Origin of the sequence: Streptomyces alboniger (assembly GCF_008704395.1) — a bacterium.
Taxonomy (GTDB): domain Bacteria; phylum Actinomycetota; class Actinomycetes; order Streptomycetales; family Streptomycetaceae; genus Streptomyces; species Streptomyces alboniger.
In genome coordinates, this window is sequence record NZ_CP023695.1 from 1,802,094 (window position 1) to 1,825,564 (window position 23,471).

Annotated in this window: 24 protein-coding genes; 15 read left to right on the forward strand and 9 right to left on the reverse strand. The window is 72.6% G+C overall.

Annotation, left to right across the window (positions count from 1 at the left end; genetic code table 11):
- Positions 1 to 59 precede the first annotated feature (59 nt).
- Positions 60 to 515, forward strand: a complete 456-nt coding sequence (locus CP975_RS07865) for a MarR family winged helix-turn-helix transcriptional regulator (protein WP_246201752.1) — start codon at positions 60 to 62, stop codon at positions 513 to 515.
- A 21-nt stretch (positions 516 to 536) separates the two neighbouring features.
- Here the strand turns inward: CP975_RS07865 and CP975_RS07870 are convergent, their stop codons facing one another.
- From CP975_RS07870 to CP975_RS07880, 3 genes are all read right to left on the reverse strand, one after another.
- Positions 537 to 1,604 (reverse strand): aminotransferase class V-fold PLP-dependent enzyme, encoded by a 1,068-nt coding sequence (locus tag CP975_RS07870; RefSeq protein ID WP_055536368.1) that lies wholly within the window; start codon positions 1,602 to 1,604, stop codon positions 537 to 539.
- A 22-nt stretch (positions 1,605 to 1,626) separates the two neighbouring features.
- Positions 1,627 to 2,343, reverse strand: a complete 717-nt coding sequence (locus tag CP975_RS07875) for a DsbA family oxidoreductase (RefSeq protein ID WP_055536369.1) — start codon at positions 2,341 to 2,343, stop codon at positions 1,627 to 1,629.
- Between the two features lie 94 nt (positions 2,344 to 2,437).
- A complete protein-coding gene (locus CP975_RS07880; RefSeq protein ID WP_055536370.1) occupies positions 2,438 to 2,809 on the reverse strand; it encodes a winged helix-turn-helix transcriptional regulator in 372 nt (123 codons plus the stop codon).
- A gap of 63 nt (positions 2,810 to 2,872) precedes the next feature.
- Here CP975_RS07880 and CP975_RS07885 point away from each other — a divergent pair, with 63 nt between their 5' ends.
- On the forward strand, positions 2,873 to 4,042 hold the full coding sequence (locus tag CP975_RS07885; RefSeq protein WP_055536376.1) for a Gfo/Idh/MocA family protein: 1,170 nt from the start codon (positions 2,873 to 2,875) through the stop codon (positions 4,040 to 4,042).
- Positions 4,043 to 4,066: 24 nt separating this feature from the next.
- On the opposite strand, the gene CP975_RS07890 is transcribed toward CP975_RS07885, so the two are convergent.
- Positions 4,067 to 5,599: an aldehyde dehydrogenase (NADP(+)) gene (locus CP975_RS07890; RefSeq protein WP_150476698.1), complete on the reverse strand. Its 1,533-nt coding sequence runs from the start codon at positions 5,597 to 5,599 to the stop codon at positions 4,067 to 4,069.
- A gap of 123 nt (positions 5,600 to 5,722) precedes the next feature.
- Here CP975_RS07890 and CP975_RS07895 point away from each other — a divergent pair, with 123 nt between their 5' ends.
- The 6 genes from CP975_RS07895 to CP975_RS07920 all read left to right on the forward strand — a co-directional run bounded on the left by CP975_RS07895 (position 5,723) and on the right by CP975_RS07920 (position 11,612).
- A complete protein-coding gene (locus CP975_RS07895) occupies positions 5,723 to 6,496 on the forward strand; it encodes an IclR family transcriptional regulator (RefSeq protein WP_055536372.1) in 774 nt (257 codons plus the stop codon).
- Between the two features lie 3 nt (positions 6,497 to 6,499).
- Positions 6,500 to 6,976, forward strand: coding sequence for a GNAT family N-acetyltransferase (locus tag CP975_RS07900; RefSeq protein ID WP_055536373.1), 477 nt, complete (start codon positions 6,500 to 6,502; stop codon positions 6,974 to 6,976).
- Between the two features lie 123 nt (positions 6,977 to 7,099).
- Positions 7,100 to 8,131, forward strand: coding sequence for a hypothetical protein (locus tag CP975_RS07905; protein WP_150476699.1), 1,032 nt, complete (start codon positions 7,100 to 7,102; stop codon positions 8,129 to 8,131).
- Positions 8,128 to 9,390: a sensor histidine kinase gene (locus CP975_RS07910; protein ID WP_246201429.1), complete on the forward strand. Its 1,263-nt coding sequence runs from the start codon at positions 8,128 to 8,130 to the stop codon at positions 9,388 to 9,390. Before CP975_RS07905 ends, CP975_RS07910 begins: the two co-directional genes overlap by 4 nt.
- Positions 9,387 to 10,073 carry a response regulator transcription factor gene (locus CP975_RS07915; RefSeq protein ID WP_055533932.1) on the forward strand — a complete coding sequence of 229 codons (687 nt, stop codon included), beginning with the start codon at positions 9,387 to 9,389 and terminating at the stop codon, positions 10,071 to 10,073. The genes CP975_RS07910 and CP975_RS07915 overlap by 4 nt, the downstream gene beginning before the upstream one ends.
- Before the next feature lie 90 nt (positions 10,074 to 10,163).
- Entirely contained in the window at positions 10,164 to 11,612 is a 1,449-nt protein-coding gene (locus tag CP975_RS07920) for a peptidoglycan D,D-transpeptidase FtsI family protein (protein ID WP_055533934.1), read from the forward strand.
- An 87-nt stretch (positions 11,613 to 11,699) separates the two neighbouring features.
- Here CP975_RS07920 and CP975_RS07925 read toward each other — a convergent pair whose 3' ends face one another.
- The 4 genes from CP975_RS07925 to CP975_RS07940 form a co-directional block, all read right to left on the reverse strand.
- Positions 11,700 to 12,518, reverse strand: a complete 819-nt coding sequence (locus CP975_RS07925) for a hypothetical protein (RefSeq protein ID WP_150476700.1) — start codon at positions 12,516 to 12,518, stop codon at positions 11,700 to 11,702.
- Positions 12,515 to 12,856 (reverse strand): PadR family transcriptional regulator, encoded by a 342-nt coding sequence (locus CP975_RS07930; protein ID WP_055533936.1) that lies wholly within the window; start codon positions 12,854 to 12,856, stop codon positions 12,515 to 12,517. Before CP975_RS07930 ends, CP975_RS07925 begins: the two co-directional genes overlap by 4 nt.
- 52 nt (positions 12,857 to 12,908) lie before the next feature.
- A complete protein-coding gene (locus CP975_RS07935; protein ID WP_055533939.1) occupies positions 12,909 to 13,640 on the reverse strand; it encodes a CPBP family intramembrane glutamic endopeptidase in 732 nt (243 codons plus the stop codon).
- 165 nt (positions 13,641 to 13,805) lie between these two features.
- Complete coding sequence (locus CP975_RS07940) at positions 13,806 to 14,438, reverse strand: TIGR03086 family metal-binding protein (protein WP_055533941.1); 633 nt, start codon at positions 14,436 to 14,438, stop codon at positions 13,806 to 13,808.
- 133 nt (positions 14,439 to 14,571) lie between these two features.
- On the opposite strand from CP975_RS07940, the gene CP975_RS07945 reads away from it, so the two are divergent.
- Positions 14,572 to 15,774: an MFS transporter gene (locus tag CP975_RS07945; RefSeq protein WP_055533943.1), complete on the forward strand. Its 1,203-nt coding sequence runs from the start codon at positions 14,572 to 14,574 to the stop codon at positions 15,772 to 15,774.
- Here the strand turns inward: CP975_RS07945 and CP975_RS07950 are convergent.
- On the reverse strand, positions 15,749 to 17,125 hold the full coding sequence (locus CP975_RS07950) for a S28 family serine protease (protein ID WP_055533945.1): 1,377 nt from the start codon (positions 17,123 to 17,125) through the stop codon (positions 15,749 to 15,751). The genes CP975_RS07945 and CP975_RS07950 overlap by 26 nt on opposite strands.
- A gap of 255 nt (positions 17,126 to 17,380) precedes the next feature.
- On the opposite strand from CP975_RS07950, the gene CP975_RS07955 reads away from it, so the two are divergent.
- The 6 genes from CP975_RS07955 to CP975_RS07980 all read left to right on the forward strand — a co-directional run bounded on the left by CP975_RS07955 (position 17,381) and on the right by CP975_RS07980 (position 23,416).
- Complete coding sequence (locus CP975_RS07955) at positions 17,381 to 18,190, forward strand: NAD-dependent epimerase/dehydratase family protein (RefSeq protein ID WP_055533947.1); 810 nt, start codon at positions 17,381 to 17,383, stop codon at positions 18,188 to 18,190.
- 218 nt (positions 18,191 to 18,408) lie between these two features.
- Positions 18,409 to 19,179, forward strand: a complete 771-nt coding sequence (locus CP975_RS07960; RefSeq protein ID WP_055533959.1) for a DeoR/GlpR family DNA-binding transcription regulator — start codon at positions 18,409 to 18,411, stop codon at positions 19,177 to 19,179.
- A gap of 109 nt (positions 19,180 to 19,288) precedes the next feature.
- Entirely contained in the window at positions 19,289 to 20,656 is a 1,368-nt protein-coding gene (locus CP975_RS07965) for an ABC transporter substrate-binding protein (RefSeq protein ID WP_055533949.1), read from the forward strand.
- Entirely contained in the window at positions 20,653 to 21,603 is a 951-nt protein-coding gene (locus CP975_RS07970) for a carbohydrate ABC transporter permease (RefSeq protein WP_055533951.1), read from the forward strand. The genes CP975_RS07965 and CP975_RS07970 overlap by 4 nt, the downstream gene beginning before the upstream one ends.
- On the forward strand, positions 21,600 to 22,430 hold the full coding sequence (locus CP975_RS07975; protein ID WP_055533954.1) for a carbohydrate ABC transporter permease: 831 nt from the start codon (positions 21,600 to 21,602) through the stop codon (positions 22,428 to 22,430). Before CP975_RS07970 ends, CP975_RS07975 begins: the two co-directional genes overlap by 4 nt.
- On the forward strand, positions 22,427 to 23,416 hold the full coding sequence (locus CP975_RS07980; RefSeq protein ID WP_055533956.1) for a zinc-dependent alcohol dehydrogenase family protein: 990 nt from the start codon (positions 22,427 to 22,429) through the stop codon (positions 23,414 to 23,416). Before CP975_RS07975 ends, CP975_RS07980 begins: the two co-directional genes overlap by 4 nt.
- The last annotated feature ends 55 nt before the right edge of the window (positions 23,417 to 23,471 follow it).

Sequence of the window (23,471 nt, forward strand, 5' to 3'; positions counted from 1 at the left end):
ACCCCGCTCGAACCGAACCGGCCGACCCCGACTGCCCCCCCGGGCCGCCCGCGGTGGCCATGGCGGGCCCGCTCAGTCACGCCGTCAGCCGGGTGGCGCGGCTGCACCGCATCGCCGCGGGCAAGGCCCTGAAGGGGGTGGGGCTCTATCCCGGCCAGGAGTTCGTGATGATGCACCTGTGGGAGGCGGGGCCGGTGCGGCAGTCCGAGCTGATCAAGTCGGTGGACCTCGACCCCTCGACGGTCACGAAGATGCTCCAGCGGCTGGAGCAGGCCGGCCATGTGCGCCGCCGCCCCGACCCCGCCGATCGCCGGGCGGTGCTCGTCGAGGCCAGCCACGCCAGCTGCGGGCTGCTCACCCAAGTGGAGCGCGCCTGGGGCGAGTTGGAGCGGCATACGCTCGCCGGCCTGGAAGAGGAGGAGCGTACGGAACTGCTGCGCCTGCTCGCCAAGGTGGAGGCGAACCTCTGCACGGAGACGGCGGACTGCCCGGAGCGGCGGGCGGCGCGGGGCTGAGACCCACGGGCCCCCGGGGGCTCAGCCGGCCAGTACGTCGAGGAGGCGGTCCACGTCGGCCTCGGTGTTGTACAGGTGGAAGGTGGCGCGCAGATGGCCCGCCCGCGCGGACGCCAGGATGCCCGCGCGGGCCAGCTCCGGCTCGCGGTCGGCGAGCCCGGGGACCGAGACGATGGGCGAGGTTCCCGGCACCGGGGAGTGACCGAGTTCGGAGAGCCCCGCGCGATAGCGCTCGGCGAGCGCCACGTCGTGGGCGTGGATCGCGTCGACGCCCACCTCCTCGACCAGGGAGAGTGCCGCGGCCGCCCCGTGATAGGCGAGGAAGGCGGGCGGCTCGTCGAACCTCCGCGCGTCCGGGGCGAGTTCACCGATCGGACCATACGTCGACTGCCAGGAGTCGGCCGCCGCGAGCCAGCCGCCGTGCAGCGGCACCAGAGACTCCTGCGCCGCCTCGCCCACCGTCAGGAAGGACGTACCGCGCGGGCAGAGCAGCCATTTGAAGGCGCCGGTCACGGAGTAGTCGTACGCCCCCGCGTCGAACGGCAGCCAGCCCGCTGACTGCGTGGCGTCGGCGAGGGTGCGTGCGCCGTGCGCGGCCGCGGCCTCGCGGATCGCGGCGCAGTCCGCCTCACGGCCGTCGGCCGATTGAACGGTGGAGAACGCGACCAGCGCGGTCTCGGGCCCGACCGCCTCCGCGAGCCCTTCCAGCGGCGCGTACCGCGCCTTCAGGTCGCCCCGCAGCACGAACGGGTTGATCAGGGACGAGAAGTCCCCCTCGGGGAAGAGCACTTCGGCGCCCGCCGGGAGGGACGCGGCGATCAGGCCGACGTGCACGGCGACCGAGCCGCCGGTCGCCACCCGCGAGGGGGCCACACCCGCCAGCCGCGCGAAGGACTCGCGGGCCGCGTCGACCTTCGCGAAGTCGCCCGACCCGCTGCGCTCGCCCGAGCCGATCTCCGCCGCCAGGGCCTGGACGGCCGCGACGGCCCGGCGCGGCAGCAGACCGCAGCTCGCCGTATTGAGGTAGGTCGTCTTCGGGGCGAACTCGCCCGCGTGGTCGGTGCCGTCGTTGATCCCCGTGAGCGTCATGGGGATCAACCTATGCGGCCGCTCAGCCCTGCGGAACCCCGCATCCGTCGGGCCCGCACGCCTCACCCGCATCGGCGTCTGCGAGGGCGGTCAGCGGCGGGCGGCTGCCCCACGCCTGCTCCAGGGCCTGCGTGAAGACCTCGGCGGGCTGGGCGCCGGAGACGCCGAACTTGCGGTCGAGGACGAAGAACGGCACGCCGCTCGCGCCCAGTTCGGCGGCCTCGCGCTCGTCGGCGCGGACCTCGTCGGCGTACCTGGCGGGGTCGGCGAGCACGGCCCGCACCTCGTCGGCGTCCAGGCCCGCCTCGACGGCGACCTCCACGACGCGCTCGTCGTCCGCGAAGACGGACCGCTCCTCGGCGAAGTTCGCGCGGTACAGCAGGCCGATCAGCTCGTCCTGCCGGCCCCGCTCCTTGGCGAGGTGCAGCAGGCGGTGCATGTCGAAGGTGTTGCCGTGGTCGCGGCCCTCGGTGAGGTAGTCGAGGCCTTCCGCGGCCGCGTTCTCCCCGAGCCGCCGCTCACCCTCGCGGGCCTGGTCCTCGGTCATGCCGTACTTGCGCATGAGCATCGGGATGACGGGCCCGAAGTCGCCCTTGGCGCGGTTCGGGTCCAGCTCGAAGGAGCGGTGCACGACCTCGACGCCGTCGCGGTGCGGGAAGGCGGCGAGGGCCTTCTCGAAGCGGGCCTTGCCCACGTAGCACCAGGGGCAGGCGATGTCGCTCCAGATCTCGACGCGCATGTGTGGCTCTTTCCAGGTCGTGCGGTACGCGGATGCGTGGCTGTCGGTGCGGAGGGAGCCTCCGCTCAGGGCGTCAACGTACGGGCAAAGCGGCTCATTCCCCCGCCGTGAACTTTCCCGTGTTCGCCCTGATCCAGGTGCGCAGATGTGCCAGGGGCTCCAGGGCGCCGCGGCCGAGAGCGGTCAGTTCGTACTCGACGCGGGGCGGGACCTCGGCGTAGACCGTGCGCCTGACGAGGCCGTTGTCCTCCAGGCGGCGCAGGGTCTGGGTGAGTGCCTTGGGGCTGACGCCCTCCAGCTTGCGGCGCAGCTCGCCGAAGCGGCGCGGGCCGTCCGCCAGGGCGGTGATGGCGAGCCCCGTCCACTTGTGGACGAGCAGCTCGAAGACCGCGCGGCCCGGGCAGAGCAGGCCGTAGATGTCGTGCCGGGGTTGGCCGACGGTGTCATTGTGGGGCTGACCAGTCATGGTTCCCAAAATATAGTTGGTCTCCTTGCGGGTAACCAGGCGGTGCGCCCTACCGTCCCGATCATGAAATCCACCGCTGCTTCCGTCACCGCCGCTTCCGCCGGCGCCACCTCCGTCCCCTCCCCCGTCCGTGTCGGCATCGTCGGCCTGTCCGCCCGCGGCGGCTGGGCGTCCCGCTCCCATCTGCCCGCGCTGGCCCGCCTCAAAGGGTACGAGCTGCGTGCCCTGTCCGCGTCGAGCGAGGCCTCGGCGCGGGCGGCGGGCGAGGAGTACGGGGTGCCGCTGGCGTTCGGCTCGACCGACGAGCTGGTCCGCAGCGACCAGGTCGACCTCGTCGTGGTGAGTGTGCGCGTGCCCCTGCACCGCGAGGTGGTCCTCGCCGCGCTCGGCGCGGGCAAGGCGGTGCTCTCCGAGTGGCCGCTCGGCAACGGTCTCGCCGAGGCCGAGGAGCTGGCGGCGGCCGCGGACCGGGCGGGCGTACGGACGTTCGTGGGCCTCCAGGCCCGTTCGGCGCCCGCGGTCCGGCACGTCAGGGAGCTGGTCGCCGACGGCTACGTGGGCGAGGTCCTGTCGACGACCCTGGTCGCCTCGGGGCGCGGGTGGGGGCCGGTGTTCGAGCCGAGCGGCGCCTATCTGCTGGACGAGCGGAACGGCGCCACGATGCTCACGATCCCCTTCGGGCACACCGTCGACGGGCTCACCATGGCGCTCGGGGAGTTCACCGAGGTCTCCGCCACCCTCGCGACGCGGCGGCCCGTCGTGCGCGAGGCGGGCACGGGGCGCACCGCTCCGATGACGGCCGCCGACCAGATCGCCGTGTCGGGACGCCTGGAGTCGGGAGCCGTCGCCACCGCGCACTTCCGCTCGGGGCTCTCCCGGGGTACTGACTTCCACTGGGAGATCAACGGCACCGAAGGGGACCTGGTCGTCACGGGCGACTCCGGCCACCTCCAGCAGGCCGCATTGACCGTGCGCGGCGGACGCGGCGCCGACCGGGGGCTTACCGAACTCCCCGTGCCCGCGCGCCACCTCGACGTGCCCGAGCTGGCCGAGCTGCGCGGGCTTCCCTCGTACGACGTGGCGTACAACGTGGGAGCGCAGTACGCGCAGATCCTCGCGGACCTGACCGAGGGCACCGCCCACGCGCCGGACTTCGCGCACGCGGTGCGGCGCCAGCGGCTGCTGGACGCGATCGGGCGGTCGGCGGCCACGGGGCGCCGCGTGGCGGTGTGAGCCACGGATCGACCCCGCGGCGGGTCAGCGCTCCGGGCGCCCGTCGATCCGCCGTGGCAGCCCCAGCGGGTTGGCGTCGCGCAGCTCGGGCGGGAGCAGCGCCTCGGGGGCGTTCTGGTACGCGACCGGGCGCAGCCAGCGTTCGATGGCCGTGCCGCCCACGGACGTCGACGTGGACGTGGTGGCCGGGTAGGGGCCGCCGTGGTGCTGGGCGGGGGCGACGGCGACGCCGGTGGGCCAGCCGTCGACGAGCACGCGCCCGGCGAGCGGGGTGACCTCGGCGATCAGCTCGGCGCCCCGGGGGCTCGCGCCCGCCGCCTCGTCGGCGGAGAGCTGCACGGTCGCGGTGAGGTTGCCGGGCAGGCGGGAGAGGACGGCGGTGATCTCCGCGTCGTCGGCGTAGCGGGCGACGACGGTGACCGGGCCGAAGCACTCCTCCAGGAGCAGGTCGTACGCCCCTTCGCTCGCGAGGCGCGCCGCCGGGACGGTGAGGAAGCCCGCGCTGACGGTGTGCTCGCCGCCCGCGCCGGGGGTCACGGGGGCTTCCACGTCCGGGAGTTCGGCGCGCTCGCGCACCCCGGCGACGAAGTTGTCCCGCATGCGGTGGTCCAGGAGGACCCCGGCGTCGGTGTCGCTGACCGCCTCGGTCAGGGACTTCACGAGCCGGTCGCCGCCCGCGCCCTCGGGGGCGAGGACCAGGCCGGGCTTGACGCAGAACTGGCCGACGCCGAGCGTCATCGAGCCCGCGAGGCCGGTGCCGATCTGCTCGCCGCGCTCGGCCGCGGCGGCCTCGGTGACGACGACGGGGTTGAGGGAGCCCAGCTCGCCGTGGAAGGGGATCGGCACGGGCCGTGCGGCGGCCGCGTCGAAGAGGGCACGTCCGCCGCGGACGGAGCCGGTGAACCCGGCGGCGGCGACCAGCGGGTGCTTGACCAGTTCGACGCCCGCCTCGAAGCCGTGCACCAGGCCGAGGACGCCCTCGGGGATGCCGTGCCGTGCCGCGGCCCTGCGCAGTACGGAGGCGACCAGCTCGGAGGTGCCCGGGTGGTCGGGGTGGGCCTTGACGACGACGGGGCAGCCCGCGGCGAGCGCGCTCGCGGTGTCGCCGCCGGGTACGGAGAAGGCGAAGGGGAAGTTGGACGCGGAGTACACGGCGACGACGCCGAGCGGGATCTTGTAGCGGCGCAGGTCCGGGATGGGCGGGGTCGCCGTGGCGTCGGGGTGGTCGATGACGATGTCGAGGAAGGCGCCCTCGTCGACTATCTCCGCGAAGGCGCGCAACTGGTAGCAGGTGCGGGCGAGTTCGCCGGTGAGCCGGACGGGGCCGAGCGCGGTCTCCGCGTCCGCGGCCTCCACGAGGTGGTCCTTCGCCTCCTCCAGGAGTTCGGCGGCGGTGCGCAGGAAGGCGGCGCGGACCGCGCGGTCGGCGAGCGCGGGTGCCGCGGCGCGGGCGGCGCGGACCGTCTGGCCCACCTCCTCGGCCGTGGCTTCCACCGCGACCTGCTCGCGCTGCTTCCCGGTTCGGGGGTCGACACTCCAGACTGGTGCTGCTGCCACCGCGGATTCCCTTTCCAGAGGTATGCCACTCACCAGGGCTGTTCGATATGCTGAACACTGTCTCCGTTGGTGAACGGCGGGGAGTTGGAGAGTATTTCTCGGCGTTCAAAGGGGTCAAGGGCGATGTCGGCTGGCGAGACCGGAGGCGGTGCGCAGGTCAAGTCCGCGGTGCGGACGGTGGAATTGCTCGAGTACTTCGCGGGCAGCCCCGGAATGCACTCCCTGGCCGCGGTCCAGGAGGCCGTCGGCTACCCCAAGTCGAGCCTCTACATGCTCCTTCGCACGCTGGTCGAGCTGGGCTGGGTGGAGACGGACGCCACCGGCACGCGGTACGGCATCGGCGTACGCGCGCTGCTGGTCGGCACCTCGTACATCGACGGCGACGAGGTCGTGGCCGCCGCCCGGCCGACGCTCGACCGGCTCTCCGACGACACCACGGAGACGATCCACCTCGCGCGGCTCGACGGCACGAACGTCGTCTACCTCGCCACCCGCCAGTCCCAGCACTATCTGCGGCCGTTCACGCGGGTGGGCCGCAGGCTGCCCGCGCACTCCACCTCGCTCGGCAAGGCGCTGCTCGCCACGCACACCGACGAACAGGTCCGCAAGATGCTCCCGGAGGCGCTGCCCGCGCTGACCGAACACACCACCACCGACCGCGAGAAGCTCATCGAGGAGCTGCACGCGGTGCGCGAGCAGGGGTTCGCGGTGGACCGCGAGGAGAACACGCTCGGTCTGCGCTGCTTCGGCGTCGCCATCCCCTACCGCACCCCGGCGCGGGACGCGATCAGTTGCTCGGTGCCGGTGGCCCGGCTCACGCCCGCCCACGAACAGACCGTCAAGGACGCCCTGTTCGATGCCCGCGACCGGCTGACGTTGGCAACTCGTAGGCTCTGACGCATGGATGTCAGCCTGCGAGAAGTCCACGACAGCGATCTACCCGTCTTCTTCCGGCAGTTGAACGATCCAGAGTCCGGTCGCATGGCCGCCTTCACTCCCGAGGACCCGGCCGACCGGACCCGCTTCGACGCGCAGTGGGCGAAGATGCGCACCTCGTCCGGCACCGACGTGCGGACGGTCCTCGCGGACGGGGACGTGGTGGGCAACGCCGGGGTGTACGGCGAGCCGGGCGAGCGGGAGGTCACGTTCTGGATCGACCGCGCGTACTGGGGGCGCGGCCTGGCCACCGCCGCCCTGCGCGAGCTGCTCGCGCTGTTCCCCGAACGCCCGCTGCACGCCCGGGCGGCGGCGGACAACGCGGGCTCGCTGCGGGTCCTGGAGAAGTGCGGGTTCCGCGAGTCCGCGCGCGAGCGGGGGTACGCGGCAGCGCGCGGGGCGGAGATCGACGAGGTGGTCCTCGTCCTGGACGGGGCCTGAGCCGCACGCCCCGGTCGGCCTCCTGGACTCGTCCTGGGCGGGGTCTCGGCTCCGCCGTGCGGGGGAGGCGGATCGTCACGGGGCAGGAGGTGCGGAGGGCGTCCCCGGCGGGAGCGTTGGGGCATGACGCAGACCCAGCGCTCCTCCCCACCGGCCGCCCCCGCGCCCTTCGCCCTCGGCCGCCCCCGTCGGGCCCTGCGGTTCGTCGCGCTGCTCGCCTGCGTTCCGTACCTCACCCTCAAGGTGGCCTGGATCTGCGGGAGCCGGCTCGGGATTCCCGAGGGCAGTTCCCTGCTCGACCACCGGGCGTTGATGGTCTTCGCCAACGGGCTCACCGTCCTCATGGACGCCGGCGTCATCGTGCTGGTGCTGATTCTGACCCGGCCCCGGGGCCTGCGGACGCCCGCCCCGCTGCTCGTGTTCCCGATGTGGGCCGCCACCGGGCTGCTCGTGCCGATCATGGCCGGTTTCCCGCTGCAACTGCTGGTCAGGGCGTTCGACGGGAGTGTGCGGGACTCGGCGGGGAGCGGCGGGGACGAGCCGTTCCTCGCCGACTGGGTCTTCGGCGTGGTCTACACCGGTTTCATCGTTCAAGGCGGCGCGCTCGGCGCCCTGTTCGTGCTGTACGCACGTGATCGCTGGGGGCACCTGTGGCGGGGGCGCGTGGGGGACCTGCCGCTGCCCGGCGCCGGGGAGCGGGGCGCGCGGGCCGCCGCCGTCGCCGCCGCGCTGCTCGCACTGCTCCCCCTCGCGCTCCATGTGCTGTGGGCCACCGGCTCCACCGCCGGGCTCAGCGCGGCGCGGGCCGAGGAGCGCACCACCGACTCCTCCGTCCTGGAGTGTCTGGACGCGGCCTACCTCGCCGCCGCCGTGGCGGGCGCCCTGATGCTCGCCTTCCGACGGCTTCCAGTGCTCCGGGCGCTGGAGGCCCTTCCGGTGAAGGTGCCGCTCGCCCTCGCCTGGGCGGGCTCGGGCGCGGTGGGCTGCTGGGGAGCCTGGCTGCTGTTGGCCTCGCTCACCGGCCCCGCCGACGATCTCTCCCGACAGCCCACCGGCCTGATGCTTCTGACCTACTCTGTGCAGATGATCATCGGCATACTCGTGGCCGCCCTCGGCGCGCGTTTCCTCAAGGCGCGGGCGGGGTCCGCGGCGTGAAGGCGCTCGTCACCGCCCTGTTCGGGCGCGCGGCGCGCCGCCGGTGGGTCCATCTGATCCTGGGCGGCGCGCTCTCCATGCCGTACGTCTTCGTCGGCTCCCTGATCGTGAGCCCGCTCGTCGACGAGGACCAGATCCTGGGGTCGCTCTCCTCCCAACTCGCCGCCTTCGCGGCCGGGTTGCCGCTGGCCGCGGTCACAGCGCTCTTCCCGCTGACCCGGCCCATGTCGGTGGCCGCCGTGCGGGCGCTGTGCGCGGTGCCGCACGACTCCCTCGCCGAGGGCCCCGCGCGCGGGCGGGTGGCGCGCGGGCGGACCGCCGCGTGGTTCACGCTCCACCTCGGCCTCGGCGGGGTCATCAGCGGCATGTCGCTCGGGCTGCCGCCGTTCGCGGCCGTGTTGATCGCACTGCCGTTCTTCGCCGTGTTCCAGGACAGCCGCATCGGGATGCCCGAAGTCTTCGGCGAGCCCTGGATGGTGGCCCTCTGCCCGGTCATCGGCTGCGCCTGCCTGGTGGCGCTCGCGGCGTGCGCGGCCACGGCCGGCGGCCTCCTCGCCCGCTGGGCGCCCGCCCTGCTCGGGCCGACGCCCGCCGACCGGCTCGCCGCCGCCGAGCAGCGCGCCGCCGACCTCGCGGTGCGCAACCGCCTGGCGCGCGAACTGCACGACTCCGTGGGCCACGCGCTGAGCGCGGTCACGCTCCAGGCCAGCGCGGCCCGCCGTGTCCTGGACCACGACCCGGAGTTCGTCCGCGAGGCGCTGGCCGCCATCGAGGACACCACGCGCCGCACGGTCGGCGAACTCGACGCCGTGCTCGGTGTGCTGCGGGAGGCCGACGACGCCCGATCCACCGCGCCCGCGCCCACGCTCGCCGCCGATCTGGAGGGCCTGCTGCGCCGTACGCGGGCGAGCGGCCTGCGGGTGAGCGCCGACGTCGGCATGGAGCCCGCCGCCCTGCCCCCGCTGGTCTCCCGCGAGGCCTACCGCATCGTGCAGGAGGCGTTGAGCAACGCCCTGCGGCACGGCGGCGACGGCACCGCCGTGACCCTGCGCATCACCCTGGACGGCCCCGACCTGGCCGTCACGGCCGAGAACCCCCTGCCGCCCCACGCCCCCGCCACCCGCCCCGGCGGCGGCCACGGCCTGCGCGGCATCGCGGACCGGGCCCGGCTGCTCGGCGGCACCGCCGACGCGGGCCCGGCGGACGGCGCCTGGCGACTCGACGTACGACTTCCGCTGAAGGGACACGCACACGCATGACGACCACACCCTCCCCCACAGGGTCCGGTGGCGCGGCCATCCGGATCGTCCTCGCCGACGACGAGCGCATGGTGCGTACCGCCCTGCGCGCGATCCTCTCCGCCGAGCCGGGCATCGAGGTCGTCGGCGAGGCGGCGACCGGCGCGGAGGCGGTGTCGGTCGTGCGGGAGCTGACGCCCGACGTCGTCCTGATGGACGTCCGCATGCCGGAGATCGACGGCATCCGCGCCACCGAGCAGATCCTCCGGACGATGCCGGAGCCGCCGCGCATCGTGGTCGTGACGACCTTCGAGAACGACGCGTACGTGTACGAGGCGCTCCGCGCGGGAGCGGCCGGTTTCCTGCTCAAGCGGGCGGACGCGGACGCGCTCGTGCAGGCCGTGCGCGTCGTCGCGCACAGCGACTCGCTGCTCTTCCCCGCGGCCGTGCGCGCCCTGGCCGCCGAGCACGGGCGCGCCAAGCCGGCGCCGCCCGCCTGGGTGGCGCGGCTCACCGCCCGGGAGAGCGAGGTGCTGCGGCTGATGGCCGGGGGGCTGACCAACGCGGAGATCGCCGGGCGGATGGGGGTGGGCGCGGCGACGGTGAAGACGCACGTGGCGTCCGTGCTCGCCAAGACGGGCGCGCGGGACCGCACGCAGGCGGTGATCGCGGCGTACGAGGCGGGCTTCATGAACACGGACTGAGCCTGAGCGTTCATGAGGACTCGCTGAGAAAACGGTCACAAGCGGATCAGAAGGGAACGAAACCTTCCCCTTCGCTCGTCCTTTCGTGGGATGAACAAGACGATCAGGCACGCCTCGGTCTTCGCTCTGCTGCTCGTGCTCGCTCTTCTGGTGCGAGCGACGTGGGTGCAGTTCCACGACTCGAAGGCGCTCGCGGACGACAAGCTGAACCGGCGCAACGCGATCGAGCAGTACGCGCACCCGCTGGGCGACATCATCGTGGGCGGTGAGGCCATCACCGGCTCCGCGCGGACGAAGGGAGGGGACCTCGCGTACAAGCGGACGTACAAGAACGGCGATCTCTACTCGCCCGTGACGGGCTACAGCTCGCAGGTGTACGGCGCCACGCAGCTGGAGGGCATCTACAAGGACCTCCTGGACGGCACCGACAACCGTCTGAAGAACCCGCTCGACACGGTCACCAACAAGCGCGCCGACCCCGGCGACGTCGTGACGACCATCGACCCGGCGGTGCAGAAGGCCGGGTACAAGGCGCTCGGTGACACCAAGGGCGCGGCGGTCGCGATCGACCCGAAAACCGGCAAGATCCTCGGCATGGTCTCGACGCCGTCGTACGACCCGTCGAAGATCAGCGGCTCCACGGACTCGGAGTCGTGGAAGGCGCTGACGACCGACAAGGAGAAGCCGATGGTGAACCGCGCGATGCGCCAGCCGCTGCCGCCCGGTTCCACGTTCAAGCTGGTCGTCGCGGCGGCGGCCCTGGAGGACGGCCTCTACTCCTCGGTGGACGCCAGGACCCGGAGCCCGAACCCCTACACGCTGCCGGGCACGGCGACGGTGTTGAGGAACGAGAACCAGTCGGCCCCCTGCGAGAACGCGACGATCCGCACCGGCCTCCAGTACTCCTGCAACAACGTCTTCGCGAAGATGGCCGTCGACCTGGGCCAGGGCAAGGTCAGGGCGATGGCGGAGAAGATGGGCTTCAACACGGACAAGCTGGACGTGCCGGTGCGCGCGGGCAAGAGCGTGTACCCCTCCGGCATGGACAAGGCGCAGACGGGCCTGTCGGGCATCGGCCAGTTCGACGTGACGGCGACGCCGTTGCAGATGTCGATGGTGTCGGCGGCGATCGCGAACGGCGGGGAGCTGGCCGCGCCGCACATGGTCTCGCAGATCACCGACTCGGACGGCAACGCCCTGGAGAAGTACGACGACGGGAACACCCAGCGCGTGATGAGCGCGTCCACCGCCGAGAGCCTCCAGTCCGCGATGGAGACGGTCGTCGAGAAGGGCACCGGGTCGAACGCGCAGATCAGCGGCGCGACCGTGGGCGGCAAGACGGGAACGGCCCAGCACGGCGAGAACAACAGCAAGACGCCGTACGCGTGGTTCACGTCGTACGCCAAGGGCGACGACGGCCAGGAGGTGGCGGTCGCGGTGATGATCGAGTCGTCGAGCGCGGCCCGCGACGAGGTCAGCGGCAACGGCCTGGCCGCGCCGATCGCGAAGGCGATGATGGCGGCGGCGCTCAGGGGCTAGGTGCCTCAGCGGCTGGGTGTCTCAGGGGCTAGGCGCCTCAGCGGGCTGTGGCGGTCCGGCAGTGCCGTGGAGCACTGCCGGACCGGCTCACCGGTTCCGGTCGCGCCGGCCGCGCCACGACTGGCCGGCCACGATCAGCAGGATCGGCAGGCAGGCACCGGCCAGCAGGCCTGCCGCATGGCCGAGCCCGGAGCCCGCGCCGTCGTCGAGCGCGGACGAGATCCCCGAGACGGTCACTGCGGCAAGTACGACGCCTGCCAGGACGTAGAACTTCCGGCTCAGGAAGTTGCTCCGTTCCGGCGCGGGCGGCGGCGAGGCGATCTCCGCGCCGGGACCGAGACTGGCCGCCCTCGGCCGCTTGAACCACGCGTGCACCAGCCAGGTGCCGCACGCCTCCCACCCGTCGGGCGCGAGGCGTTCGTCCAGGCCCTCGCGGCCGCGCGCGACCAGCTCGCGCCGGTACTCCCAGCGCTGCGGGTGCTCGGTGTCACGGCGGCTGACGAAACGGCCGAGCGCGTCGACCCGCTCCACCTCCCAGCCCTCGTCGCCGAAGCGGTTCAGAAGCTCCTCGTCGACGTAGATGTCGGCGGTCCACCGCCAGGTCTCGACGTGGGCGGCCGGGGTCCGTGGTGCCCGCTCCCCCGTGGCGGGCACCAGCAGCTCGGCGAACTCGTCGGCCGGGCCGAACTCCTCCAGCGCGTCACCTCCCACCTCCTCCAGATGCGCGGTCAGTTCCGCGACGGTCGACTCGACGCGGTCGGCGGGCAGGCCGCGCGCCCGCAGCCGGCCGGCGAGGTCGAGGAGGTAACTGTCCTGCTCGTACCACGTGTTCACCGCGTCCGCTCCGTTCACCGCGCTCGTCCTGTCCACCCCGCTCGTCCCGTCCACCCCGCTCGCCCCGTTCATCGCTCTCCCACTCCCGCCCTTGCCAGGACCTCGCGCACGGACGCGTCGAAGGCCAGCCACAGCCCTCCCTGCTCGCCGAGGGTCTCCCGGCCCGCGTCGGTGAGCCGGTAGTAGCGCCGCCCCGGACCCTTCTCGGCGGCGCGGAACTCCGCGGCGACCAGACCCGCCTCCTCCAGGCGGTTGAGCACGGGATAGAGCGTGCCGCCCTTGATCTGCCCGAAGCCCGCGGCACCGAGCTGCTTGGCGATCTCGTAGCCGTAGCTCTCACCGCCGGTGAGGCTCGCGAGGACGAGGAGGTCGAGTACGCCCTTGAACCAGCTGGCGCGGCGGTCGGTCATGACGTGAGGCCTTTCTTCGGCACGGGCGTCTCCCGTCGGCGGAGGTCTCACGTCACGCGGCGGACGGGGCACGGAGCTTGTCCGGCGCGGGCAGCGTGAGGTCGCGCACGGAGAGGACGACATGCGCCACGACGGGGAGCAGCAGGCTGCCCGTGGCGAGGTAGAGGCCGGTCAGCACGGCACCGAAGAGGCCGAAGACGGCGACGCCCTGGCGGCCCTGGTAGAACCCGGCGACCGCGTACACGACGACCGAGAGTGCCGCCGCCGCATAGAGGTGGAGGCCGAGCGCGCCGACGCCGAAGGCGATGAGGAGGCCGCGGTAGACGAGGTTGGCGCAGATGCCGTCGGTCACGGCGACGACGATCGCGAGCCTGCGCTCCTCGGCGGTGCGCGGCAGCATGGCCTCGATGGAGGCGAGCCCCGGCACGTTCTTGCCCTGCTCGGCCAGGCTGCGGAAGTTGCGCCCCGACGCCACGGCGATCGCGGCGAAGATGATGGTCAGGGTCAGGACGTAGCCGGGCCGCTCGGGCGTGGTGATGCCGAAGTCGGCGGCGTCGGCGCCCGGCGAGAGCAGCAGCGCCGCCACGGCGACGGCGGCGAAAACCGCCCACACGGCGAGCACGAGGCCGAAGTAGCGGACGAGGGCGCGGGGTTCGGCGTCCCGGCGCCGGGCCAGCGAGGCGTAGGTCCGGCGGCCGGCCCAGGGCTCGCCGAGCAGCAGATAGGCGGCGAGCACGGCCGTGACGGTCGTCGATGCGACCGAGAAGTCCGGCGAGATGGTCATGGGTCCCCCTTCCCGAGGGGGCCGCGCGGTGCGTGTGCACGCGTGCCGCGGAGCCCCTGAGCGTTTGAGCTACCTAGACCGTATGGCGACCTAGTCAGGAATGCAACCTATCTCGCTACGCCGACTCCGGGGCGGCCGGTCCCGGGGCACTGACGCATCCGCTGGTCAGCCCCCGGCGCGCCACCCCGGGTCGCGGCCGCTCAGACCGATCACGCGGTCCAGGAGAGGCGCCCCTTCCGGGACCGGGACCGGCTTGCCGAACAGCCCGTCCGGCTCCCCGCCCTCCTCGCCCTCCTCGCCCGTGGGTGTCAGCAGCGCCCGCGCGCCCCCCAGACTGGTCTCGTCCGGCCCGTACTCCTGGCCGGTGGCCCGCGCCAGGTCCCAGCCGTGGACGACCAGTTCGTCGAGGGCGACGAGGCCCGCGACCTCGCCGGGCAGGTCGACGCCGCCCGCCCGGGTCATGCCCCGCCAGGCCGCCGGCTCGCGCCAGGCCCCGGCGAGGGCGTCCAGGGCCCCGGCCAGCTCGTCGCGCCAGCCAGGGCCGATGTCCGGCACGTGACTCGCGGGGTCCGCGTCCAGCGCCGGCCCGAACTCCTTGCGCGCCGCCTGCTCGAAGGCGCGGGCGAGGCCGATCAGATGGCCGATGAGGTGCCGTACCGCGTAGTCGGGGCAGGGCGTGGGCGCCGCGAGCTGTCCGTCCGTGACGCGTTCGGCGAGGCGCGCCACCAGGCGGGCCTGCGGGCCGAGGTCGAGGATGTCATCGGAATCAGTGTCACCGGACGGGATGTCACCGGTCATGGGGGCCTCCGCTAAGGCAGCTGTATCGGTAGGTCTCCTCTGGTGACCGGCCGCGTGCCCCGAACTCATCGGCCCGCGTTAGGGAATGCGCCCGATTCCGACGCCGGGGCCTTAGAAACCAGCATCACCTGGCATGACATCGACGATCGGGCGCGTCCTGCGGGACCGCAACGCGAGCCTCTATCTGGGCGCGGTGGTGGTCTCCGGTTTCGGGACCTCCGCGCTGTGGCTGGTCTCCGGCATCTGGGTGAAGGAGCTGACCGGCTCCGACGGGCTCGCCGCGCTCTGCCAGTTCGCCCTGTGGGCGCCCACCCTCATCGGCCCGCTGCTCGGCACCCTCGCCGACCGCAGCCGCCGCAAACCGCTCCTGGTGGCCGCCAACCTCGCGCTCGGCGTGCTGCTCCTCTCCCTGTTCGCCGTGGACGGCACGGGACAGCTCTGGATCCTCTTCGCCGTCCTCCTGGTGTACGGGGCGTGCGGCGTCGTCACGGACGCGGCGGAGGCCGCGCTGGTGCCGACGGCCGTCGGCAAGGAGCTGCTCGGCGACTTCAACGGCCTGCGGATGTCCGCCAACGAGGGCATGAAGCTGGTGGCGCCCCTCGCGGGGGCGGGCCTGTTCGCCGCGTACGGGGGCGCTCGCGTGGCTCTCCTGGACGCCGTCACGTTCGTACTCGCCGCGGGCATGTACGGGCTGCTGCGGGTGCGGGAGAGTGCCCCGGTGCGCGAGCGGGCGTCCCTGCGGGAGCGGACCGCCGAGGGGGCCCGCTATCTGTGGGGGCACGAGCGACTGCGGCCCCTCGTGGTGGCGGGCGGTCTGACGATGCTGTCGTCGGGGATCAGCGGCACGCTGGTGTACGCGATCGTGGAGGGGCTCGGCCACTCCCCCGCGTACACGGGCGTGCTGTACGTCGTGCAGGGCGCCGGATCCGTCGCGGTGGGCGTGGCGTCGGGGGCGCTGCTTCGGCGCTTCGGGGCGTGGCGGTTCGGCGGCGCGGGCATCGCGCTGACCGGTGTGGCGGCGGGTCTGAGCGCGCTGCCGAGTGACGCGGCGGTCCTCGCGGGAAGCTTCGCGAACGGCGTCGGGTTGCCCTGCGTGCTGATCGCGGGGCTGACGGCGGTGCAGCGTGAGACCCCCGACGCGCTGCTCGGCCGGGTGGCGGCGACCGCCAACACGCTGATGTTCACGCCGACCGCGGTCGGCATCGCGGCGGGCGCGGCCCTCGTGGAGTGCGTGGACGTCCGTGTGCTGCTGCCGGTGCTCGCGGGGGCGCGGCTGCTGATCGCCGCGCCCCTGCTCCTTCGGCGCCGGGTTACTTCACGTTCGCCCAGCGCTTGATCGTCGCGATGGCCTTCGTCCGCTCGGCCTCGGGCAGCTTGGCGATCGACGCGCCGTGGTTGGCACCCGGCACCTCGTAGCGGTAGGAGTCGTGGCGGCTCGGGGTGAAGCGCTCCGCGCTCCAGGGGTCGTTCTGGCCGTAGATGAACATCATCCGCCGGCCGCTGCTCTTCACCCAGCGGTCGACGTCGGCCACGGTCGTGCCGTTGTACGTGCCGCGCATGGCGGCGGGCAGCACCGAGTTGGGCTGGTAGAGGTCCGGGTAGTGACGGACGCCCTTGAGGTGCTTGAACTTCAGGTCGGCCCAGCCGAGTTGGGTGGCGGCCTGGCGGTAGTAGGGGCCGGAGCCGTTGGTGCCGAGGTCCTCGTCGCGGTAGACACTCAGGCCGTGCTTCTTCGACCAGCCGTACAGCTCGTCGTCGGTAGCCCTCTTCGCGTCGGGGACGGTGGAGCAGTCGGCGGCCGTGCCGGACTGCCAGAAGTTCCACACCTGGTCCAGGACCGCGAACTCGTAGGCCCGGTCGGTGGTGCCGAGGGTCTCCTCGAACGTGTCGCCGTCCGCCTTCGCGTCGGCCTCGAACTTGGGGAGCAGCGTGTCGCGGCGCACGAGCATCTCGCGCTGTACGGCGTTCAGCGCGTCCCGGCACTCCTTGGTCCCGACCGTCCTGAAGAAGCGCTCGTAGCCGCTGTCGTCGCGGTGGTCGGCGTCGTTGGGCGCGACGAACGCGACGACCGCGTCCAGGTCGCCGGGGTAGTAGCGCTCGTGGTAGGTGGCGGTCATGCCGCCCTTGCTGGCGCCCGTGCCGAGCCACTTGCCCTTCTCGATGGTGCGCAGGGCGCGGGTGAGGCGGTGCTCGTCGGCGGCCTCCTGCTGGACGGTCATCTTGGACCAGTCGTCGCCCGCCGCGCCGGACGGGCGGGACTCGGCGAAGTAGCGGTGTTCGACGCTGACCTGGTTGGCGTCGATCAGCCGGGTGAGGGAGGCGGTGCCGCCGGGGAGGGTGTAGCCGCTGGTGTAGAGGACGGTCGGCTTGTCCGTGGACTTGTGCCAGAGCGTGGCGCGCTGCGTGAAGGTGGCGCCGCCGGGCTTGCGGTGGTCGACGGGCTGGACGTACGTCAGCGTGTAGAGGGGGTGGCCCTCCTTGTCCGCGACGGAGACGACCTTCATGCCGGGTATCTTCTCCAGCCGGTCGCGCACGGAGTCGGTGGCCTCCTTGCGCTGTGCGGTGGCCTCCTTGCCCTGTGCGGTGGCCTGCCCGCCCTGCGCGGCGGCGGGTGCCATGCCGCCGAGCACCGTGGCACCCGCTGTCAGCGCGGCGCAGGCCAGCGTGGATATCCCCTTGTTGCGCACCTTGTCTCCTCTGTCCCCTGGTACCGGAGCGACGATTGGTGCGCGGATCGTAACGGCGGTCAACGCGGGTGCGACAGGGCCCGCGAGCGTCGCGGGGCTGGCGCGCGGGCCGTGTCCACCCGGCCGGTGCCTGCGGCCTCGCCGCGCCAGACAGGCTCCAGGCTCCCGGCGTTGACAGCGCGCCGCATCAGCTCCACATCACCGAGACTGCGGTGAACTGGAAGAACGCCCCACGCCATCCGAGGAGACCCCCGCATGCCCGCTCCCCGCACCGTCCTGCTCACCGGCGCCGCAGGCGGCCTCGGCACGCTGATGCGCGGGCTCCTGCCGGCCTACGGCTACGACCTGCGCCTGCTCGACCTGCGCGGCATAGAGGGCGAGCCGGACGCGATCGTCGCCGACCTCGCCGACAGGGAGGCGCTGCGCGAGGCCGTGCGCGGGACCGACGCGGTCCTCCATCTCGCGGGCATCTCCCTGGAGTCCACCTTCGACAAGATCCTCAGGGCCAACATCGAAGGGACGTACAACCTCTACGAGGCGGCGCGCGAGGAGGGCGTGCGGCGGATCGTCTTCGCCTCCTCCAACCACGCGGTGGGCTTCACCCCGCGCCCCCGGGGCGGAGACCCGCTGATCCCGGTCGACACCCCCCGGCGGCCCGACACGCTCTACGGCCTGTCGAAGTCCTTCGGCGAGGACCTCGCCCAGCTCTACTGGGACAAGCACGGCATCGAGACCGTCTCGGTCCGCATCGGGTCCTGCTTCCCGGAGCCGACGAGCGTGCGGATGCTCTCGGTGTGGATGAGCCCCGCGGACGGCGCACGGCTCTTCCACGCGGCGCTCACCGCCGAGGGCGTGGGACACACCGTCGTCCACGGCTCGTCCGCCAACACCCGCCTGTGGTGGGACCTCTCCTCGGCGCGGGCGCTCGGCTACGACCCGCGGGACGACTCCGAGCCGTACGCGCGAAAGCTGATCGCCGAACAGGGCGAGCTGGACCCCGCCAATCCCGACCACGCGCACCTGGGCGGCCACTTCTGCACCAACCCTCCGGTGTGGCCGCACTGACCCCCGCCCGCCCCGGTCCGGGCGGCAAACGGGCGGCCCGCTCCCCCGAAACGGGCACGCCCGGCGCCCGCACCGCAGGCGGCCACCCCGCCAAGCGGGCACAAACGGGCAGCATCGCGCCCGCTGCGCACCTGGTCACGCCCTTGCCTGCGCTGTAGAACTTCCCCACAGGGCCCGAACGGGCACGCTCCGGCCAGGGGAAGAAGGTGGTGGCGCCGATGACCGCGGAGGAACGTCAGCGGCGGATCGTCAACGCGGCCCGCCACTCCGGTTCCGTCGACGTGACGGCACTCGCCGCCCAGCTCGGCGTCGCGAAGGAGACCGTCCGCCGCGACCTGCGCGCCCTGGAGGACCACGGCCTGGTCCGCCGCACCCACGGCGGCGCCTACCCCGTGGAGAGCGCGGGTTTCGAGACCACCCTCGCCTTCCGCACGACCATGCACGTCCCGGAGAAGCGGCGCATCGCCGCCGCCGCGGCCGGGCTGCTGGGCGACGCCGAGACGGTCTTCGTCGACGAGGGGTTCACGCCCCAGCTGACCGCCGAGGCGCTGCCCGGGGCGTCGGCCGGCCGGCCGCTGACCGTCGTGACCGCCTCACTGGCCACCGCGGGCGTCCTCGCGGAGGCCGACCACATCACCGTCCTGCTGCTCGGCGGGCGGGTCCGGCCGGGCACGCTCGCCACCGTCGACCACTGGACGACCCGCATGCTGGCCGGATTCGTCATCGACCTGGCCTACATCGGTGCCAACGGCATCTCCCGCGAGCACGGCCTGACGACGCCCGACCCGGCGGTCAGCGAGGTGAAGGCGCAGGCGATCAGGGCGTCGCGGCGCACCGTCTTCCTGGGCGTGCACACCAAGTTCGGGGCGACGAGCTTCTGCCGGTTCGCGGGGATCGGCGATTTGGACACGATCGTCACGAGCAGCCGCCTGCCCGCCTCCGAGGCCCACCGCTACTCCCTCCTCGGCCCGCAGGTCGTCCGCGCCTGACACCCCCCTCTCGCACGCCGAGCGGTCGCGCCTCGCCCACCGAGCGCTCCCGCACGCCCTGCCATGACCCGAAACCTCCCTGAACAACCCTCTATGCCCAGGAGCATTCATGCGAACCCCGAGCCGACGGAGGCCGCGCGCGCTCGCCGCGGCCGCCGCAGGGACGCTGCTCGCCCCGCTGCTCACCGGCTGCTGGACCGGCGCCGGCGGGGGCGGTTCGGGCGGCGACTCCCTCAACGTACTCATGGTGAACAACCCGCAGATGATGGAACTGCGCAAGCTCACCGCCGCCCACTTCACCCGGCGGACCGGCATAGAGGTGAACTTCACCGTTTTGCCGGAGAACGACGTCCGCGACAAAATCAGCCAGGACTTCGCCAACCAGGCGGGACAGTACGACGTCGCCACCTTGAGCAACTACGAGATACCGATCTACGCCAGGAACGGCTGGCTGCACGAGGTCGGTTCGTACGCGCGCGAGGACACGGCGTACGACGAGAAGGACATCCTGCCGTCCATGCGCCAGTCCCTCACCGGCGACGACGGCAAGCTCTACGGACAGCCCTTCTACGGAGAGTCGTCCTTCCTGATGTACCGCAAGGACGTCTTCAAGAAGGCGGGCCTGACGATGCCCGAGCGCCCCACCTGGCAGCAGGTGGCGAAGCTCGCCGCCCGGGTGGACGGCGAGGAGCCGGGCATGAAGGGCATCTGTCTGCGCGGCCTGCCCGGCTGGGGCGAGCTGATGGCGCCGCTGACGACCGTGGTGAACACCTTCGGAGGCACCTGGTTCGACAAGGACTGGAAGGCGCGCCTCGACTCCCCCGAGTTCGAAAAGGCAACTCGCTTCTACGTAGACCTCGTTCGCGAGCACGGCCAGTCCGGGGCCGCCCAGTCCGGCTATGCCGAGTGCCTCAACAACCTCACCCAGGGCAAGACGGCCATGTGGTACGACGCGACGGCCGCCGCCGGTTCGCTGGAGTCCGCCGCGTCCCCGGTCAGGGGCAGGATCGGCTACGCGCCCGCCCCGGTGGTGCGGACGGAGAACTCCGGGTGGCTCTACACCTGGGCCTGGGGCATGCAGAAGGCCTCCAGGAACCCCGACAAGGCCTGGAAGTTCATCTCCTGGGCGTCGGGCAAGGAGTACGAAGAACTGGTCGGCGAGAAGACCGGCTGGGCGAACGTCCCCGCCGGGAAGCGCGCCTCGACGTACGCGAACCCCGCCTACCGCAAGGCTGCTGCCGCCTTCCAGGACGTCACCCGCGCCGCCGTCGAAGGGGCCAGGCCCCGCGACCCGGGCGTACAGCCGCGCCCCGCGCCCGGCATCCAGTTCGTCGGCATCCCCGAGTTCACCGACCTCGGCACCAAGGTCTCCCAGGAGATCAGCGCGGCCATCGCCGGACGCCAGTCCGTCGACGCGGCGCTGCGCACGTCCCAGCGGCTCGCCGAGAAGATCTCCGAGGAGTACGAGGGACGATGACCGCCACCGCCACCAGCACGCCCGCCCTCACCCACGCGCGCGTGCCCGCTCCGAGGACTCCCGGACGGCTGCGCGCCTGGGCCACCAGGGCGCCCCTGCTCCCCGCCCTCGTCTTCATGATCGCCGTGACCCAGCTGCCGTTCGTGGCCACCCTGGTGATCTCCTTCTTCGACTGGAACGCCCTCTATCCGGATGCCCGCTCCTTCACCTGGTTCGCCAACTACTCCGAGGTCCTCACCGACCCCGACCTGCGCACCTCGGTCCTGACCACGATCCTGCTCACGGCGTCCGTGGTCCTCGCGAGCCTCGTCCTGGGGCTCGGCCTCGCACTGCTGCTCGACCGCCGGTTCAAGGGGCGCGGCCTCGTGCGCACGCTGCTCATCGCGCCGTTCCTGCTGGTGCCGGTGGCCGCCGCGCTGCTGTGGAAGCACGTGCTCTACAACCCCGAGTACGGCCTTTTCAACGGCCTTCTGCGCTGGGCCGGCGGGGAATCCGCGGCACAGCCCGAGTGGATCTCCACCACCCCGCTGCTCGCCATCGAGGCCTCCCTGGTGTGGCAGTGGACGCCCTTCATGATGCTGATCCTTCTCGCGGGGCTCCAGAGCCGCGATACCGAACTGGTCGAAGCGGCCCGCATGGACGGCGCGAGCGACTGGCAGGTCTTCCGCCATCTGACGCTGCCGCACCTGCGCCGCTATCTCGAACTGGGCGCCCTGCTGGGCTCGATCCACATCGTGCAGAACTTCGACGCCGTCTTCACCCTCACCTCGGGCGGCCTCGGCACCGCCAACCTCCCCTACACCGTCTACCAGAGCTTCTACCAGGCACACGAGAACGGCCTGGCCTCCGCGGCCGGCGTCCTCGTCGTCATCGGCTCGCTCGTCATCGCGACCTTCGTGCTGCGGGTCGTCTCGTCCCTGTTCCGTGAGGAGGCGTCCCGCGCATGAGGAACGTACGCGTCAAGGGCGTGGGGCTCGGTCTGACCGCGTGGCTCGCCGGGATCCTGTTCTTCCTGCCCATCGCCTGGATGGCGCTGACCTCCTTCCACTCGGAGGAGGACGCGGCCACCAACCCGCCCTCGCTCGCCGCCTCGCTCACCCTCGACGGCTACCGCGACTTCTTCGGGGCCGGCGGCGGCGCGAGCCCCTGGCCGTCGCTCGTCAACTCCACGGTGGCCTCGGTCCTCTCCACGCTCTGCGTGCTCGCGCTGGCCCTGCCCGCCGCGTACGCCCTGTCCATCAGGCCCGTGAAGAAGTGGACGGACGTGCTCTTCTTCTTCCTGTCCACGAAGATGCTGCCGGCCGTGGCGGGCCTGCTGCCCCTGTACCTCTTCGCCAGGAACACCGGGCTGCTGGACAACATCTGGCTGCTCGTCCTCCTCTACACCTCGATGAACCTGCCGATCGCGGTGTGGATGATGCAGTCCTTCCTCGCCGAGGTGCCGAAGGCCGTCATCGAGGCCGCCCGGATCGACGGGGCGCGGCTGCCCACCGTCCTCACGCGCGTGGTGGCGCCCATCGCGCTGCCCGGCATCGCCGCGACCTCCCTGATCTGCTTCATCTTCAGCTGGAACGAACTGCTCTTCGCGCGGGTGCTCACAGGTGTCGTCGCCCAGACCGCGCCCGTCTTCCTGACCGGCTTCATCACCAGCCAGGGCCTGTTCCTGGCGAAGGTGTGCGCCGCGTCGCTCGTGATCTCCCTGCCGGTGCTCGCCGCGGGGTTCGCCGCCCAGGACAAACTGGTCCAGGGCCTGTCGTTGGGAGCCGTGAAATGAAGGCCGCGATCGTCGAGTCGGTGGGCAAGGTCGTCGTCGGTGAGGTGCCCGACCCGGCGCCCGGCCCCCGCGAGGTCGTCGTGGAGGTCGCCGCGTGCGGCCTGTGCGGCACCGACCTGCACATCCGCCAGGGGGAGTTCGCACCCACGCTGCCGGTGGTGCCCGGCCACGAGTTCGCCGGTACCGTCGTCGAACGGGGCCGTGACGTCACCGGGCTCGCCCTCGGCGACCGGGTCGCGGTCGACCCCTCGCTGCACTGCCACGAGTGCCGCCAGTGCCGGGCCGGGCGGGGCAACATGTGCGAGCGGTGGGCCGCGATCGGCGTGACCACGGCGGGCGGCGCCGCCCAGTACGCCCTCGCGCCCGCCGCCAACTGCGTACGGCTCCCGGACCACGTACGCACCCAGGACGCCGCCCTGATCGAGCCGCTGTCCTGCGCGGTGCGCGGCTACGACGTGCTGCGGGCGCGGCTCGGGGCGCATGTGCTGATCTACGGCTCGGGAACGATGGGCCTGATGATGCTGGAGCTGGCCAAGCGGACCGGCGCCGCGAGCGTCGAGGTCGTCGACGTCAACCCGCGGCGGCTCGCGACGGCGGCGCGGCTCGGGGTCTCGGGCTCGGCGGCCGGTGCCGACGAACTGGACCGCCCGGAGGGCTGGGACGTGGTGATCGACGCGACGGGCAACGCGGGCGCCATCCAGGACGGCCTGGACCGGGTCGCCAAGGCGGGCACGTTCCTCCAGTTCGGCGTCGCCGACTACGCCACGCGCGTCACCATCGACCCGTACCGGATCTACAACCAGGAGATCACCATCACCGGTTCGATGGCGGTCCTGCACAGCTACGAACGCGCGGCCGAACTCTTCGCGGCGGGGGTGCTCGACCCGGAGGTGTTCATCAGCGACCGGCTGCCGCTGGACGACTACCCGCTGGCACTGGACCGGTTCGCCGCCGGACTGGGCCGGAAGATCGTCGTCGTGCCGTAATCCGGGCGGCAACGAAAGGGCGGCGCGGGCCCACCCGCGCGACCGGGGCTGAGAG

Excerpts from the sequence above, each read along its gene's own strand:
- CP975_RS07930 (WP_055533936.1), bottom strand. The coding sequence starts at position 12,856 with ATGACCGACCGCCGCGCCAGCTGGTTCAAGGGCGTACTCGACCTCCTC.
- CP975_RS07940 (WP_055533941.1), bottom strand. The coding sequence starts at position 14,438 with ATGACCGGTGACATCCCGTCCGGTGACACTGATTCCGATGACATCCTC.
- CP975_RS07875 (WP_055536369.1), bottom strand. The coding sequence starts at position 2,343 with ATGCGCGTCGAGATCTGGAGCGACATCGCCTGCCCCTGGTGCTACGTG.
- CP975_RS07920 (WP_055533934.1), top strand. The coding sequence starts at position 10,164 with ATGAACAAGACGATCAGGCACGCCTCGGTCTTCGCTCTGCTGCTCGTG.
- CP975_RS07955 (WP_055533947.1), top strand. The coding sequence starts at position 17,381 with ATGCCCGCTCCCCGCACCGTCCTGCTCACCGGCGCCGCAGGCGGCCTC.
- CP975_RS07925 (WP_150476700.1), bottom strand. The coding sequence starts at position 12,518 with ATGAACGGGGCGAGCGGGGTGGACGGGACGAGCGGGGTGGACAGGACG.
- CP975_RS07870 (WP_055536368.1), bottom strand. The coding sequence starts at position 1,604 with ATGACGCTCACGGGGATCAACGACGGCACCGACCACGCGGGCGAGTTC.
- CP975_RS07895 (WP_055536372.1), top strand. The coding sequence starts at position 5,723 with ATGTCGGCTGGCGAGACCGGAGGCGGTGCGCAGGTCAAGTCCGCGGTG.
- CP975_RS07975 (WP_055533954.1), top strand. The coding sequence starts at position 21,600 with ATGAGGAACGTACGCGTCAAGGGCGTGGGGCTCGGTCTGACCGCGTGG.
- CP975_RS07900 (WP_055536373.1), top strand. The coding sequence starts at position 6,500 with ATGGATGTCAGCCTGCGAGAAGTCCACGACAGCGATCTACCCGTCTTC.
- CP975_RS07960 (WP_055533959.1), top strand. The coding sequence starts at position 18,409 with ATGACCGCGGAGGAACGTCAGCGGCGGATCGTCAACGCGGCCCGCCAC.
- CP975_RS07905 (WP_150476699.1), top strand. The coding sequence starts at position 7,100 with ATGACGCAGACCCAGCGCTCCTCCCCACCGGCCGCCCCCGCGCCCTTC.
- CP975_RS07885 (WP_055536376.1), top strand. The coding sequence starts at position 2,873 with ATGAAATCCACCGCTGCTTCCGTCACCGCCGCTTCCGCCGGCGCCACC.
- CP975_RS07880 (WP_055536370.1), bottom strand. The coding sequence starts at position 2,809 with ATGACTGGTCAGCCCCACAATGACACCGTCGGCCAACCCCGGCACGAC.
- CP975_RS07865 (WP_246201752.1), top strand. The coding sequence starts at position 60 with ATGGCGGGCCCGCTCAGTCACGCCGTCAGCCGGGTGGCGCGGCTGCAC.
- CP975_RS07935 (WP_055533939.1), bottom strand. The coding sequence starts at position 13,640 with ATGACCATCTCGCCGGACTTCTCGGTCGCATCGACGACCGTCACGGCC.
- CP975_RS07915 (WP_055533932.1), top strand. The coding sequence starts at position 9,387 with ATGACGACCACACCCTCCCCCACAGGGTCCGGTGGCGCGGCCATCCGG.
- CP975_RS07970 (WP_055533951.1), top strand. The coding sequence starts at position 20,653 with ATGACCGCCACCGCCACCAGCACGCCCGCCCTCACCCACGCGCGCGTG.
- CP975_RS07945 (WP_055533943.1), top strand. The coding sequence starts at position 14,572 with ATGACATCGACGATCGGGCGCGTCCTGCGGGACCGCAACGCGAGCCTC.
- CP975_RS07980 (WP_055533956.1), top strand. The coding sequence starts at position 22,427 with ATGAAGGCCGCGATCGTCGAGTCGGTGGGCAAGGTCGTCGTCGGTGAG.
- CP975_RS07965 (WP_055533949.1), top strand. The coding sequence starts at position 19,289 with ATGCGAACCCCGAGCCGACGGAGGCCGCGCGCGCTCGCCGCGGCCGCC.